The organism is Arthrobacter sp. GQ119 (assembly GCF_059759125.1).
The window spans coordinates 163037-177515 of record NZ_JCAXEA010000001.1; the positions used below are offsets into that span (position 1 = coordinate 163037).

Here is a 14479-nt window from a genome sequence, read left to right on the forward strand (position 1 = left end):
GATTTTTCTCAATCGACGATTTAGGAAAAGCTAAGGCATAAGATGGGGCCATGGAAATCCACCAGCTGGAATTGCTGCGCGAGCTCGGTGCCCTCGGAAGCGTCAAGGCCGTGGCGGACACGCTGCTGGTCACGCCGTCGGCCGTCTCCCAGCAGCTGGCACAGCTGCAGAAGAGCGTGGACGTTCCGCTCACGCGCAAGGAGGGCAGGAATCTGGTCCTCACGGAGGCCGGGCAGGTGCTTGCGGACGCCGGCGCCGCCGTCGTCAGCGCGATGGCCGATGCCCGCATGGCGATAGGCGCCTACCACGGCTCCACGGTGGCCCCGGTGACTGTCAGCGGGTTCCACAGCGCCGGGCAGGCACTGTTCGCGCCGCTCGCACGGCTGCTGGACGGGCCCGACAAGCCGAAAGTCCAACTGTTTGATGAGGACGTGGCACAGCAGGACTTCCCCGCCCTCACGGCGCGGTACGACCTGGTGCTGGCCCACCGCATGGACCACAGTCCGCGCTGGCCCACCGAGCGGGTGGCGGTGATACCCCTCGCGCATGAGCCCCTCGACGTGGCGCTTCCGGCCGGACACCGGCTGGCCGCCCAACAGTCGCTGGAACCGGAGGACGTCGTGGGCGAATCCTGGGTAACCAGCCGCACGGGCTATTCACCCGCGGACGTGCTGTCCGCCGTGGCCGCCGTATCCAGCCGTGAACTGAACATAGTGCACCGCATCAACGATTACTCCACGGTGGCGGCGCTGGTGGCCGCGGGCGGCGTGATCGGTCTGCTGCCGAGGCATACAGCACGGCCGGTGCTGAGTCCGGACATTGTGTTGCGCCCGCTCAGGGGCATCAGCACCCGCCGCAGGATCGATATCCTGGCCCGGCCTGAGAACCTGAAGCGGGCGTCCGTGATGATGGTGTGCGAAGCGTTGGAGGACATCATGGCCCGCCTCGTCCACGATTAGGGCACGTCGTCGCCCTGGCCCCGGCCTTGGCCGAGTCCCTTACCGTGACCGAGTCCCCTGCCTTGGCCGAGTCCCTTACCGTGCCCGAATCCCTTGCCTTGGCCGAGGCCTTTTCCCTTGCCGCCGGCGCCTTCAATGATCGTCGTCGCGGCGATGGACGCGCTGTTCTTGACGCCCCTGATGCGTACGGTGTCCCCCTGCTTGAGGTCCGCTGCTGTGGCGGCCGAGGGCTTGGCGCGTTTGCCCGCGTCGTCCTTGGGCGCGGTGCCGTCAGGAGCGGCTGCGGCCTGCTTGCGGATCCGGGTGTCGGCACCGATGGCATAGGCCAAGGTGTAGCCGTCCTCGCTCTTGACCGTGATGGACGTCTCGCTGACGGACTCCACGGTGCCCAACTGTGTGATCCGCGTTTCAAGGGTGCCGTCGCCCTTTTTGACAACGCTCTCGCTGTGAAGCTCACGCCCCTTGCCCTGGCCTCTGGCTTCCTCCGCTTTGCCCTGGCCGCCGGGCGCTGGCGGCGCGGGCTGTGAGGAAACCAGGGCGGCATCCTCGCTCCCGGCGGTCTCGCCGGCGGCCCGGACCGCCGCTGCTCCGGCCCCGCTCAGGGCGAGTACTACGGCGCCGGCCAGCAGGGCGCGCCCCAAAATGTTCGGTTGTAAAGCCGGCATGGCATGTCCTTCCTCCGCACCGGCGGGACTCCGGCGCCCTCAATCCAGACTTTAGGGTCGGGACCTTATGGAGAACATGGAGCCTAAAACCCGTTAACCCTCAACTGGGTGGCAGTAGGTGTCGTTCTGAGCCCTCAAAACGACGTTAACTGCCACCCAGTTGGGTGAAAGCGTTAGGCGCTGACGCCCAGCTTTTCCAGGATCAGTTCGCGGACGCGGCCGGCATCGGCCTGTCCCCGGGTGGCCTTCATGACGCCGCCGACGATGGCACCGATGGCCTGCACTTTGCCGCCGCGGATCTTGTCCGCGACGTCGGGCTGTGCGGCGAGGGCTGCGTCGATGGCTTCCAGGAGGGGACCGTCGTCGGACACGACGGCGAGGCCGCGTTTCTCGACGATCTCGGTCGGGGTGCCTTCACCGGCGAGCACGCCGTCCAGCACCGCGGTGGCCATCTTGTTGTTGATCTTGCCGTCTTCCACCATCTTGCTCAGTTCAACGATGGTGGCCGGTTGGACGCCGAGCTGGCCGGGATCGACGTCGGCGTTCTTGGCACGGCCCACGATCTCACCCATCCACCACTTGCGTGCCACGGAGGCCGTGGCACCGGCGGCGATGGTTTCCTCGATTTCATCCATCACGCCGGCGTTGACGACGTCACGGAATTCGAGGTCCGAGTAGCCCCAGTCCGCCTGAAGCCGCTTGCGGCGGGCCGCCGGAGGCTCGGGCAGGGTGGCGCGCAGTTCCTCGACCCATTCGCGTGAGGCGACCACGGGAACGAGGTCGGGTTCCGGGAAGTAGCGGTAGTCATCGGCGTCGGATTTTGCCCGGCCGGACGTCGTGGTGCGGGTGTCCTCGTGCCAGTGGCGGGTTTCCTGGATCACCGGCTCACCGGATTCCAGCACGGCGGCGTGCCGCTGGATCTCGTAGCGGACGGCGTGTTCGACGGCGCGCAGCGAGTTGACGTTCTTGGTCTCGGAGCGGATGCCGAAGCGTTCGCGGCCGTGCGGGCGCAGTGAGACGTTGGCGTCGCAGCGGACGTTGCCGCGTTCCATCCTGGCGTCGGACACGCCGAGGTTCTTGACGATCTCGCGGACCGCGGCCACGTAGGCCTTGGCCAGCTCCGGGGCCCGGGACCCGGCGCCCTCGATGGGCTTGGTCACGATTTCCACCAGCGGGACGCCGGCGCGGTTGTAGTCCACGAGCGAGTAGTCCGCGCCCTGGATGCGGCCGGCGGAGCCGCCGAGGTGGGTCAGCTTGCCGGCGTCCTCCTCCATGTGTGCGCGCTCAATTTCGACGCGGAACACGGTGCCGTCGGAGAGCTCGATGTCCAGGTGGCCGTCGTACGCGATCGGTTCGTCGTACTGGGACGTCTGGAAGTTCTTCGGGGTGTCCGGGTAGAAGTAGTTTTTCCGGGCGAAGCGGCAGTAGTCGGCGATCTTGCAGTTCAGCGCCAGCCCGATCTTGATCGAGGACTCCACCGCGGTCTTGTTCAGCACGGGGAGCACGCCCGGCATGCCGAGGTCCACTTCGTTGACGTTGGTGTTGGGCTCATCGCCAAAGACGTTGGGGGCGGAGGAGAACATCTTGGTCTTGGTGTTGAGCTCCACGTGGACCTCGAACCCCAGGACGGGATCATACTTCTCCATGGCCTCGTCGAAGCTCAGGATTGGATCGGACATCAGTGTGAACCTCCGTGGCTCGTAACAGTCTCGGCGAGGGAAGGTGCCGGCAGTTCGGGAGCCGGCAGTTCGGGAGCTTTGTCCAGCAGCGGACCGCCCCATTTCTCCTCAAGCAGGGATTCCAGCACGGCGCCCACCCGGTACAGGCGCGCGTCCTCGCGGGCAGGAGCCAGGAGCTGGATGCCGACGGGCAGCCCGTCCTCATCGGCGAGGCCGCCGGGCAGGGACAGGCCGGGAACGCCTGCCATGTTGGCCGGAATGGTGGCGACGTCGTTCAGGTACATGGCCAGGGGGTCGTCCAGCTTTTCGCCCAGCTTGAAGGCCGTGGTGGGGGCCGTCGGGGAAATCAGGACATCGGCCTTGGCGAAGGCGGCCTCGAAGTCGCGCTGGATCAGGGTGCGGACCTTCTGCGCCGACCCGTAGTAGGCGTCGTAGTAGCCGGCGGAGAGGGCGTAGGTGCCCAGGATGACACGGCGCTTGACTTCGTCGCCGAAGCCGGCGGCGCGGGTGGCCCCCATGACGCGCTCAATGGTCATGGGCGGCTGCTCGGGAAGCACACGCAGGCCGTACCGGACGCCGTCGAACTTGGCCAGGTTGGAGGAGGCCTCGGACGGCATGATGAGGTAGTACGCACCGAGGGCGTACTTGAAGTTGGGGCAGGAGACCTCGACGATTTCCGCGCCCGCCTGCCTGAGCAGCTCGAGGGACTCGTTGAAGCGGTTCTCGACGCCGGCCTGGTAGCCCTCGCCGTGGAGTTCCTTGATGATGCCGATCTTCATGCCGTCCACGTTGCCCAGCCGGGCGGCGGCGACGAGGTCGGCCAGCGGGTCGGGCAGCGAGGTGGAGTCGTGCGGGTCGTGGCCGCCGATGACCTGGTGCAGCAGCGCCGAGTCCAGGACGGTGCGGGACACGGGGCCGATCTGGTCCAGTGAGGACGCCATGGCGATGGCGCCATAGCGGGACACGCCGCCGTAGGTGGGCTTCACGCCCACGGTTCCGGTAACGGCGCCCGGCTGGCGGATGGATCCGCCGGTATCGGTGCCCAGGGCGAGCGGTGCTTCGAAAGCGGCGACGGCGGCCGCCGAGCCGCCGCCGGAGCCGCCGGGAATGCGGTCCAGGTCCCAGGGGTTGCGGGTGGGGCCGTACGCGGAGTGCTCCGTGGAGGAACCCATGGCGAATTCGTCCAGGTTGGTCTTGCCCAGGATGGGCATCTTTGCGGCGCGGAGCTTCTCCACGACGGTGGCGTCGTACGGGCTGTGCCAGCCTTCCAGGATCTTGGATCCGGCCGTGGTGGGCTGGCCCACCGTGACGATGAGGTCCTTGACGGCGATGGGAACGCCGGCAAGCTCGTGCAGTTCGTCGGCCGCAGCGCCGCCGGCGGCGCGGATGGCGTCCACTTCGGCGGCGACGGCGAGCGCCTCTTCGGTGTTGACGTGCAGGAATGCGTGGACGCCGCGGTCTCCGCCATCGACTGCGGCGATGCGGTCCAGGTGGGCCTGGACAACCTCGACGGCGGTGACTTCCCGGGCGGCCAGCCTGGCGGCCAGCTGGGCTGCGGTGAGGCGGATCAGCTCGGTGCTGTTGTTTTCAGTCATCTGTTTTTATGCCTCATCCAGGATGGCCGGGACCTTGAAACGGTTCTCATCGGAATCCGGAGCTCCGGAGAGTGCCTGCTCGGCGGTGAAGGTGTGCCCCACCACGTCCTCGCGGAACACGTTGTTCAGCGGAATCGGGTGTGAGGTGGCCGGAACGTCGTCCCCGGCGGCTTCGCTGACGGACTTCACCGCATCTACGATGACGGCCAGCTCGCCGGCCATCCTGTCCAGCTCTTCAGCACTCATCTCAATGTGCGCGAGCCGCGCGAGGTGCGCGACGTCGTCACGGTTGATCGCAGCCATGGATCTCCCCTGCAAAGTTCGAATTGTTTTCCGATCCAGTCTAGTGGGCAAACGTCAGTGCCCGCCTGACGACCCCCAGCGGGCTCCAGGCGGGCACATCCGGCCGCGCGGCGTGCCGCGGGCAGCTACAGGTTAGCCGATGCCGATGGCTCCGGTCAGCATCCCGACGGCAAGCATCACCAGGGAGACCACCGCGCTGCGCCACAGCACCTTCTTGTGGTGGTCGCCGAGGTCCACCTTGGCGAGCGAAACCAGCAGCAGGATTGCCGGAACCAGCGGGCTCTGCATGTGGAACGGCTGTCCGGTGATGGAGGCGCGGGCCATCTCGGCGGCGCTGATGCCGTAGTGGGCGGCGGTCTCGCTGAGGACGGGCAGCACACCGAAGTAGAAGGCGTCGTTGCTCATGAAGAACGTCATGGGGATGCTGAGGACGCCGGTGATGACGGCCATGAGCGGCCCCATGTCCGAGGGGATGATCTGCACGAGCCAGGCGGACATGGCCTCGACCATGCCGGTGCCGGTGAGGACTCCGGTCAGCACTGCGGCGGCCATGACCATGCTCACCACGGCAACGATGGACGGGGCGTGGGCGATGAGCTGGTTGGCCTGGTCCTTGACGTGGGGGAAGTTCACCAGCAGGGCGATGGCCGAGCCCACCATGAAGACGTACGGCAGGGGCACGAGGTCGGCGATGAGCATGCCCATCACGGCGACGGTGAGGCCCAGGTTGAACCACTGCAGCTTGGGACGGAGGGTCTTGCGGTTCGGGTCCAGTGCCGTGTCCGCCATGGCGGTGTCGCTGTCGTCGACCAGTGTCTCGGTGCGTTCCAGGACAGCCACGGACGAGCCTTCAGGAGAAAGGCCGGCGGGGGCCACACCGGCAGGGCCGGAGACCTTGCCGCCGCGGCCGGTTCCGCCGCCGGCGGTGCCGCCGTCGAACCCTTCAGCAGTTTCAGGGACACCCCAGATTTCCGGCTGGGTGGCGCGGAGCCGGTTGCGCTCCTGGATGCCAAGCAGCCAGGCGAAGGCCAGGACGACGGCGATGCCGGCGAGCAGCGACGGGAGCATGGGGACGAAGACGTCGTTGACGTCGATTTTCAGGGCGGTGGCGGCGCGGGCCGTGGGACCGCCCCACGGCACGATGTTCATGGTGCCGTTGGCCAGGCCGGCCACGCAGGTGAGGACCACCGGGCTCATCTTCAGGCGGAGGTAGATCGGCAGCATCGCCGCGGTGGTGAGGATGAACGTGGTGGAGCCGTCGCCGTCGAGGGACACGGCGGCAGCGAGCAGGGCGGTGCCCAGGACAACCTTGGCGGGGTCATTGCCCAGCTTGCGCAGGATGAACCGGACCAGCGGGTCGAACAGCCCGACGTCGATCATCAGGCCGAAGTAGATGATGGCGAACATCAGCAGGGCGGCGGTGGAGGTCATGGACTTCATCGAGTCCATGACCATGTCGCCGATGCCGAGGCCGGCGCCTGCAAACAGCCCGAAAACGGTGGGGACAATTATGAGCGCCAGCACTGGCGTCAACTTTTTCGTCATGATCAGCACCATGAATACCGCGATCATGGCGAATCCAAGTAATACCAGCACGGCCGGCTCCTTTTTAATGAACGGCACCACCTCGATGTGATGCGCACTACAGACGTTAGAGTGGCCCGGGTCACGGCAGTGCCTTTGGCTCAATTGATTGGCATACTGCTTATTGGGAGCATTTTGCGCATTCTGCTCACGGCCCCGCCCGGACCGTCTGCGCACAAGCCGGTAATGTCTACCCACGTCCTTGGCAGCCCTGCCTGCCTTTTCTTGCGTCGAGGAGGAGCGCCATGACCGCACCGTCCCGGCGCCTGCCGCTGCGGTTCTCCACGCAGACCCTGCTGCTGCAGCTGGGCGTGGTGCTCCTCGTCGTGCTCCTCAGCGCAGCCGTCCACGCCTGGCTGACCTACGAACGTCTGGGGCGCGAGGCGGAAAACCAGGCGCTCACGCTTGCCCGGACCGTGGCCTCGGACCCTTCAGTGCGCGCCGACGTTGCGCAGATCAGCCGACAGGAAGGCACTCCCCCGCGGGACCGGCTGTTTGCCGGTCCGCTCATGGCGGCGGCGGAAGGTGCACGCAACCGGACCGGCGCCCTGTTCGTGGTGATCACGGATGAAACGGGACTCCGGCTGGCCCACCCCGAGGCCGACCGGCTCGGCGAACGCGTCAGCACGGATCCTTCGGAGGCGCTGGCGGGCCACGAGGTCACCACGCGCAACACCGGGACGCTGGGCCCGTCGGCCGGCGCCAAGGTGCCGGTTTTCGCACCGGGTGCGGAACCCGGCGCCGGTGGCGCTGGTGCCGGTGCCGCCGGCACGGTCGTGGGCGAAGTCAGCGTGGGCTATTCCACCGAGACAATTGGCCAGAGCCTCCGGCGCGACATCGTGCCCATCGCCGTGACGGCGGCGGGATCGCTCGTGGCAGGTGTATTGGCCTCGTTCCTGCTCCGGCGCCGGCTGCACCGGCTCACGCTCGGCCTGGAACCGGAGGAGATCAGCACGCTGGTGCATGACCAGGTGGCTGTGCTGGAAGGTGTGGACGAGGGCGTGGTGGGCGTCTCCGCGGACGGCCGCATCAGCGTCTTCAACGCCGCAGCGCAGCGGCTCCTGGGGCAGCCCGACCTGACCGGCACGCTGTGGTCCGGGGCACCGGTTCCCCCGCAGCTCAGGGCGCTGACCGAAGCCGACGCCAGGGAGGGCGAAGCCGTGGAGCTGATCGCCGGCGGCAGGGTCCTGGTGGCGAGCGCCCGCAAGGCCCTGCACCGCCAGGAGGACCTCGGCTGGGTGGTCATGCTCCGGGACCGCACCGAACTGCAGCAGCTGACGCGCCAGCTGGACGCCGTCGGGACCATGTCCACGGCGCTCCGCGCACAGCGGCACGAGTTCGCCAACCAGCTGCACACCATCGCCGGCTTCATGAGCATCGGCCAGCACCAGCAGGCACGTAAATATCTGGAGAAGCTTGCCGCCACCGGGCCGCTGAAATTCCCGGTGGACCAGGCAGAGCTCCTGCAGGACCCGTACCTGCAGGCGTTCGTTGGCGCGAAGGGCGTGGAGGCGGACGAGCGCGGCGTGGCGCTCCGGATCGGGCCGGAGACCCTGGTGCGCGGGCAGGTCACGGAACCGCAGGACGTGACCACAGTCCTGGGCAACCTGATCGACAACGCGGTGAACGCCGCCGTCGCCGGTTCGGCCGGCGAGCGGTGGGTGGAACTTGAACTCCTCGACGAACCGTCGGACGACGGCGGGACCCTGCACATCGTCGTCGCGGATTCAGGCGACGGGCTGCCGGGCGGAACTGATCCGGAGGCCGTGTTTGCCGAGGGATTTACGACGGCGGCGGGCCAGGTCTGCACCGCAAGTGGACCCGTCCGCTCCGGAGGGGGACCCGTCCGCTCCGCAGGCGGCCAGGGCCTGGGGCTGGCTCTCGCCCGGCAGCTGGCGCGGCGCCGCGGCGGCGACGTCCGGGTGTTGGAGCCCGGCGGCGCGGGCGGACCCGGCGCCGTGTTCATGGCGACGCTCCCCGGTACCACCAATTCCGGCAAGGACTGACGGGCCGCGTGACAGGCAAACCTCCATATGAACGAGACACGACGATAGGACGATGATGTCTGAGGATTTCCGGGTGCTGATCGTGGATGACGACTTCCACGTCGCAAAGCTCCATGCCGCCTACGTGGATTCGGTGGCGGGATTTCTAGCCCTGCCGCCGGCCGGCTCGGCCTCACTGGCGCTGCAATCCATCCACAGCCTGCGGCCGGACCTGGTGCTGCTGGATGTGTACCTGCCCGACGCCTCGGGCCTGGATCTCCTGCACCAGCTGGACGTTGACACGATGATCCTGAGCGCGGCCTCCGATGCCGCATCGCTGCGGACGGCGTTCCGCCGCGGCGCACTCGGATACCTGCTGAAGCCGTTCACCGCGGAGTCTCTCTCCCAGCAGCTTCGGTCCTATGCCCGGTACCGGCGGATCCTCGGCCAGCCGGGGGCGTTGGACCAGGACACGGTGGAACGGGCCAAACGCGCCCTGATTCCGGGGGAAGTTTCGCCGTCGGCCAGGCCGCGCTCGGCCACTGAAGCGGCAGTGCTGGAATCACTGGTGCCGGGCGAACAGTACTCCGCAGCCGACGTCGCCGGGCGCGTCGGGGTGTCCCGGGCCACCGCCCAGCGGTACCTCTCATCGCTGGCGGATGACGGCTCCGTCGAAATCCAGCTCCGGTACGGGACCACAGGCCGGCCCGAACACCGCTACGGCCTCCCCTCCTCCTAACCAAGTAGCGCGAACTTGCAGCTAATGCCCTCAAAACCGGGATTTGAGGGCATTAGCTGCCAGTTCGCGCGGGGGGTGTAGGTGCTAGCTGGCGCTCTTCTGTGCGACCAGTTCGATTTCCACGAGCATCTCGGGATCGAGGAACGGCAGCACGTGAACCAGGGACAGCGTGGGGCGGATCTCGCCGAAGACCTCGCCGTGGGCACGGCCGGCGTCTTCCCACTTGCTGATATCGGTCACGTAGAGCTTGGACTGCACGACGTCGCCGAGGCCGAAGCCGGCGTCGGCAAGGACCTTTTCCAGCTTCTGCAGGATGTACTTGGTCTGCTCATAGAAGTCGCTGCCGACGATGCCGTCCTCGCCGCTTGACGACGTGGCAGAGATGTACAGCGTGTTGTCCACCTGGACCGCGCGGGAATAGCCGAGGGTCTGCTCCCAGACGGAGCCGGTGCCGAAGGTCTTGCGCATGGTGCGCCTTTCGCTGGGGCCGCACGCCCGCCGGCCGCGTTCGCAGCGGTGGGAAATGGGCCGGAGGAATGAGTCGGCACCACTCTAGGTCGGCTGGACGTCCAGCCGGAAAACCAGCAGCTTTATGTCGGTGTCCGGCACAAACCAGTCCCGCTCGGGAACACGACGGAATCCGGTCTTCCGGTACAGCCCGTGGGCGCTCTCCCAGGTCCTGCCCGTGGTCAGGGCCACGGCGCGGATGCCGTCCAGCGACCTGGCGTGCTCGATGATGGCTTCGACCATGGCCAGGCCCGCGCCGCTGCGCTGCACCGCAGGGTCCACCACGAGCATCCGGAATTCGAGTTCGTCGTCGAGGGCGATGTCCGCATACGGCTCGCCGGCAACCGCCAGTGTCACCGAGCCCACGACCTGCCCGTCCCGCTCGGCGACCCAGATGGTTGCCTGCGCCGCGCGCCGGGCCACGTCCTGGATCTGCCTCATGTACGGGTGGTCTGCGCTGTTAAAGTATCCCGCCGCCAGGTAGGAGTCGCGGGTAATGCGCGCTATCGCCTCGTAGTCGGCGGGGACGGCTGGACGGACAATGATCTGCGGCTGCACCTGTCAATGCTAGTTCCGGCTGCCGGATGCCCCGCGCGAAACAGGCGTTTCAGTGATTGAACTATCACCCCGCCTGCTGTCGTGTCAGAGCGGGAATTTGCCGGAAAGCTCCAGCGTGCCCGCGCACGTCCACGCCGCAAGCCGCTCCTCGTCGGACGGTCCGCCGTCCAGCGGGCTGGTCAGCCGCGGCCTGCGTACCCAGCAACCCGCTTCCTCGGCAATCAGCGCCCCCGCCGAAAAGTCGTGCTCGTTGAGGCCACGCTCACCAAAGGCGTCATGGGTGCCGTCTGCCACCAGGCACAGATCCAAGGCCGCGGAGCCGAGCCTTCGGATATCCGCAAAACCCTCCATGAGACCGCCGAGGAGACTGGCTTGGTCCTCCCGCGTGGCGGGATCGTAGCTGAAGCCCGTGGCAAGGATCTGCCCCTGGCGCCCAATCACGGGTCCAGTGAGCTGGGTCCGGCTGCCGTTGTGTTCGAGCCAGGCACCGTGGCCTCGGGAGGCGTAATACACGCGGCCCAGCGCCGGGGCGTTGACGACGCCGGCCAGCCACACGCCGTCGGCGTCGGCAACTGCCACGGAGGTGGCGTAGTAGACGATGTTGCGGATGAAGTTGGTGGTCCCGTCCAGCGGATCAATGGACCAGCGGAGACCGCTCGGATCCTCGGGGCGCGTGGTGCCCTGTTCCTCGCCGGTGATGATGTCCTGCGGACGGGCGGAGCGGATGGCGTCCCGGACCGCTTTCTCGGCCGCCACGTCGAAGGCCGTCACCCAGTCGCCTGCGGCGCTCTTATTGCTGACGTCCGCCAGGGCTGAGTCCTGGCGCGTGGAGAGGACCTCGGCACCGGCGGCAGCCGCCGCCTTTGCCACCTCAAGCAACTCGTTCACGTCCGGGCTCATTCGGCGCCGTTCCCGTCCAGGCCGGCGGATGCTTCCTCGGAGTCACCGGCGGGACGGTCATTGTCACCGTTGGCACCGGCGCCGTTCTGCCCGTTTGCCAGCAGTTCCCGGAATCCGGACTCGTCGAGGACGGGCACGCCCAGCTGTTCCGCCTTGTCCATCTTGGTCCCGGCGTTGTCTCCGGCGACCAGGTAGCTGGTGTTCTTGGACACCGAACCGGCCGCCTTGCCGCCGCGGACCAGGATGGCTTCCTTGGCCTCGTCGCGGCTGAAGTGTTCCAACGTCCCCGTGACCACGATGGTCAGCCCTTCGAGGGTGCGCGGCGTGGATTCATCCCGCTCATCCTCCATGCGCACGCCGGCAGCGGCCCAGCGGTCGATGATTTCGACGTGCCAGTCCTCGGCAAACCATTCCTTGAGCGCGGCGGCGATGGTGGGGCCCACACCGTCAACGCCGGCCAGTTCTTCTTCCGAGGCCTGCCGGATGGCGCCCATGGAGCCGAAGTGGTTGGCCAGGGCACGGGATGCGCGGGGGCCGACGTGCCTGATGGACAGGGCCACCAGCACGCGCCACAGCGGCTGGGTCTTGGCCTTTTCGAGTTCCTTGAAGAGTTTCCCGGTGGTTGCGGTGGGCTTGGACGGGGACTTGGCCGTGCCCTTGCTGTAGAAGTAGGGCACGAGTTCGTACTCTCCCGTGCCCACACCCTTGGTCCGCTTTTCGCGCCGGATCTTCACCGGGGCGAGATCCTCCGGCGTCAGGTCGAAAAGGGCGGCTTCGGTGGTGAGCGGCGGGACATCCGGCTCTGCCGGCTGGGTGAGTGCGATGGCGGCCTCCCAGCCCAGCGCTTCGATGTCGAACCCTCCCCGGCCGGCGAGGTGGAAAACCCGCTCGCGGAGCTGGGACGGGCAGGACCGCGCATTGGGGCAGCGGATATCGACGTCGCCCTCCTTCGCCGGGGCGAGCGGGGTGCCGCAGGACGGGCACTCGGTGGGCATAACGAAGTCGCGCACCGGCGGATGCTGCTGGTCACGCAGGGCGAGCACCGGACCCACGATCTCGGGAATAACGTCCCCGGCCTTGCGGAGGACCACGATGTCGCCGATTTTCACGCCCTTGGCCTTGACCACGTCCTGGTTGTGGAGGGTGGCCATTTCAACGGTGGATCCTGCCACCTTCACCGGCACCATGATGCCGAACGGCGTGACGCGCCCGGTGCGCCCGACGTTCACCGCGATGTCCAGGAGCTTGGTGTGAACTTCTTCGGGCGGGTACTTGTAGGCCACCGCCCAGCGCGGAACACGCGTGGTGAAGCCCAGGGCACGCTGGGTGGCGAAGTCATCCACCTTCACCACAATGCCGTCGATCTCATGCAGCAGGCTGTGTCGCTTGTCCCCGTACTTGGCGATGAATTCCAGGACTTCTGCCAGGCTGCCGAGCACCTCGAAGTACGGGCTGACGGGCAGCCCCCACTCCGCCAGCAGCTTGTACGTCTCGGACTGGCTGGCGCTCGGAAGGCCGTCGCGGGCGCCGATCCCGTGGACGAACATCTTCAGCGGGCGCTTGGCGGTCTCAGCGGGGTCCTTTTGCCGGATCGAGCCGGCAGCCGCGTTGCGCGGATTGGCCAAAGGCGCTTTTCCAGCCTCGATCAGTGCCTCGTTGAACTCAGCGAAAGCCTTGGAGGGAATGAACACCTCGCCGCGGACCTCCATCTCGGCGGGGAACCCGCTGCCGCTGAGCTGCTGCGGAATTTCCTTGATGGTGAGCACATTGTGGGTGATGTCCTCACCGGTGGTGCCGTCACCGCGGGTGGCCGCCCGGACCAGCTTGCCGTCCCGGTACAGCAGATTGACCGCCAGGCCGTCGATCTTCAGCTCGGTCAGCCACGCCGCTGCGGGGCTTCCAATCTTGGTGATGCCCGCCTCCGCCTTGGCGATCCAGGCTTCCAGCTCCTCGAGGGAAAACACGTCCTCCAGGCTGTACATCCGCTGCAGGTGTTCGACGGCTGCAAACGCCGCCGACACTTCCCCGCCCACTTCCTGGGTGGGTGAATCGTTGGATACCAGTTCGGGATGGAGCGCCTCCAGCTCCTCCAGCCGCCGGAACAGGGTATCGAACTCCGCATCGGATACGAGCGGCTCGTCCTCCTGGTAGTAGGCGAACCGGTACTTCCTGACGAGATCCGCCAGGTTCTGGTATTCGTCGCGGACCGACTCAGACGGAATCGCTTCCGGCTCGAGCTGGTCAATTCCGGATGCCTGGTCGGTTCCGGATGCTGCCGTTTCTGCGGGACCTGATGCTGTGCTCACAGACCTATCTTGCCTTACACCCCGGACATTGGGCCTGAACCGTCAGGCTTACCAGTGGCCCGCGAGGCGGTTCCTGGTCCACAGCGCGAGCACGAGGACGCCGAAGCCCACCAGCAGGACCCCTCCGGTGATGACGAAGACACTCAGGGTTCCGGCGTCCGGGCCTTGATCGTCCTTGCTGACGGCAGCAGCGTGGCTCGCCTTCGTGGGCGATTCAATCGGCTTGTTCCAATTGGACTCGGCCGTCGGGCTGGAATCGGAACGGCTCGGCGCGGCACTGGCCGTGGTGGGGACCGCCGTCGTGGGGGCGGAAGTAGTGGACGGTGCCGCAGTCGCCGTCGTTCGCCCCGTGGCCTGCGCGGTCGGAGCGGGCTCTGTGGTGGGGACAGCCGGAGCCGGATCCACGGAAGGCTGGGCCGGAGCCACCGGCTGTGTCGGTGCGGGCGCTGGCGGCTTCTTTGCAGGCGGCGGCGCCGGCGAAGGCTCGGCTGTCGGCGTCGGCGAACCGGTCGCGCACGGTTGTGTGGGCAGGCACAGCAGACCGGCCTGAGCGGCCCCCGCACCGGCTGCCAGCGCGACGAAGGCCAGCGCTGTGGCAGCGAGTCCGAGCACGAGCGCGGTCGGCAGGAAATGAGTTCTAGTCATGGGTCACCTTTGCTCCCGCGCGCAGGACTCCCCGCACCGAGTGTCTGTCCTGGG

General features: G+C 67.3%; 13 protein-coding genes. 3 read left to right on the plus strand and 10 right to left on the minus strand.

Translation table 11 applies throughout. The features are described 5' to 3' along the window. Positions 1 to 50: 50 nt before the first annotated feature. A complete protein-coding gene (locus tag AC6CH3_RS00820; RefSeq protein ID WP_498130633.1) occupies positions 51 to 959 on the plus strand; it encodes a LysR family transcriptional regulator in 909 nt (302 codons plus the stop codon). On the opposite strand, the gene AC6CH3_RS00825 is transcribed toward AC6CH3_RS00820, so the two are convergent. From AC6CH3_RS00825 to AC6CH3_RS00845, 5 genes are all read right to left on the minus strand, one after another. Further along, positions 956 to 1624: a hypothetical protein gene (locus AC6CH3_RS00825; RefSeq protein ID WP_498130634.1), complete on the minus strand. Its 669-nt coding sequence runs from the start codon at positions 1622 to 1624 to the stop codon at positions 956 to 958. The genes AC6CH3_RS00820 and AC6CH3_RS00825 overlap by 4 nt on opposite strands. 173 nt (positions 1625 to 1797) lie before the next feature. Then, positions 1798 to 3303: an Asp-tRNA(Asn)/Glu-tRNA(Gln) amidotransferase subunit GatB gene (gene gatB / locus AC6CH3_RS00830; RefSeq protein WP_498130635.1), complete on the minus strand. Its 1506-nt coding sequence runs from the start codon at positions 3301 to 3303 to the stop codon at positions 1798 to 1800. Continuing rightward, complete coding sequence (gene gatA, locus AC6CH3_RS00835; RefSeq protein WP_498130636.1) at positions 3303 to 4898, minus strand: Asp-tRNA(Asn)/Glu-tRNA(Gln) amidotransferase subunit GatA; 1596 nt, start codon at positions 4896 to 4898, stop codon at positions 3303 to 3305. The genes gatB and gatA overlap by 1 nt, the downstream gene beginning before the upstream one ends. 6 nt (positions 4899 to 4904) lie before the next feature. Then, on the minus strand, positions 4905 to 5201 hold the full coding sequence (gatC, locus tag AC6CH3_RS00840) for an Asp-tRNA(Asn)/Glu-tRNA(Gln) amidotransferase subunit GatC (protein WP_400577968.1): 297 nt from the start codon (positions 5199 to 5201) through the stop codon (positions 4905 to 4907). Between the two features lie 132 nt (positions 5202 to 5333). Further along, a complete protein-coding gene (locus AC6CH3_RS00845; protein ID WP_498130637.1) occupies positions 5334 to 6797 on the minus strand; it encodes a CitMHS family transporter in 1464 nt (487 codons plus the stop codon). Between the two features lie 233 nt (positions 6798 to 7030). On the opposite strand from AC6CH3_RS00845, the gene AC6CH3_RS00850 reads away from it, so the two are divergent. Together AC6CH3_RS00850 and AC6CH3_RS00855 are read left to right on the plus strand one after the other, a co-directional pair. Beyond that, positions 7031 to 8791, plus strand: coding sequence for a sensor histidine kinase (locus AC6CH3_RS00850; protein WP_498130638.1), 1761 nt, complete (start codon positions 7031 to 7033; stop codon positions 8789 to 8791). Positions 8792 to 8846: 55 nt separating this feature from the next. Continuing rightward, positions 8847 to 9509 carry a response regulator gene (locus tag AC6CH3_RS00855; protein WP_498130639.1) on the plus strand — a complete coding sequence of 221 codons (663 nt, stop codon included), beginning with the start codon at positions 8847 to 8849 and terminating at the stop codon, positions 9507 to 9509. A gap of 84 nt (positions 9510 to 9593) precedes the next feature. On the opposite strand, the gene AC6CH3_RS00860 is transcribed toward AC6CH3_RS00855, so the two are convergent. The 5 genes from AC6CH3_RS00860 to AC6CH3_RS00880 all read right to left on the minus strand — a co-directional run bounded on the left by AC6CH3_RS00860 (position 9594) and on the right by AC6CH3_RS00880 (position 14425). Beyond that, a complete protein-coding gene (locus AC6CH3_RS00860) occupies positions 9594 to 9977 on the minus strand; it encodes a RidA family protein (RefSeq protein WP_498130640.1) in 384 nt (127 codons plus the stop codon). 84 nt (positions 9978 to 10061) lie between these two features. Next, a complete protein-coding gene (locus AC6CH3_RS00865) occupies positions 10062 to 10574 on the minus strand; it encodes a GNAT family N-acetyltransferase (protein WP_498130641.1) in 513 nt (170 codons plus the stop codon). An 84-nt stretch (positions 10575 to 10658) separates the two neighbouring features. Then, the gene (locus AC6CH3_RS00870) at positions 10659 to 11474 is read right to left on the minus strand and encodes an inositol monophosphatase family protein (protein WP_498130642.1); all 816 of its coding nucleotides are present in this window, start codon (positions 11472 to 11474) and stop codon (positions 10659 to 10661) included. After that, complete coding sequence (ligA, locus tag AC6CH3_RS00875; protein ID WP_498130823.1) at positions 11471 to 13720, minus strand: NAD-dependent DNA ligase LigA; 2250 nt, start codon at positions 13718 to 13720, stop codon at positions 11471 to 11473. The genes AC6CH3_RS00870 and ligA overlap by 4 nt, the downstream gene beginning before the upstream one ends. 108 nt (positions 13721 to 13828) lie before the next feature. Beyond that, complete coding sequence (locus AC6CH3_RS00880) at positions 13829 to 14425, minus strand: hypothetical protein (protein ID WP_498130643.1); 597 nt, start codon at positions 14423 to 14425, stop codon at positions 13829 to 13831. Positions 14426 to 14479: the final 54 nt, after the last annotated feature.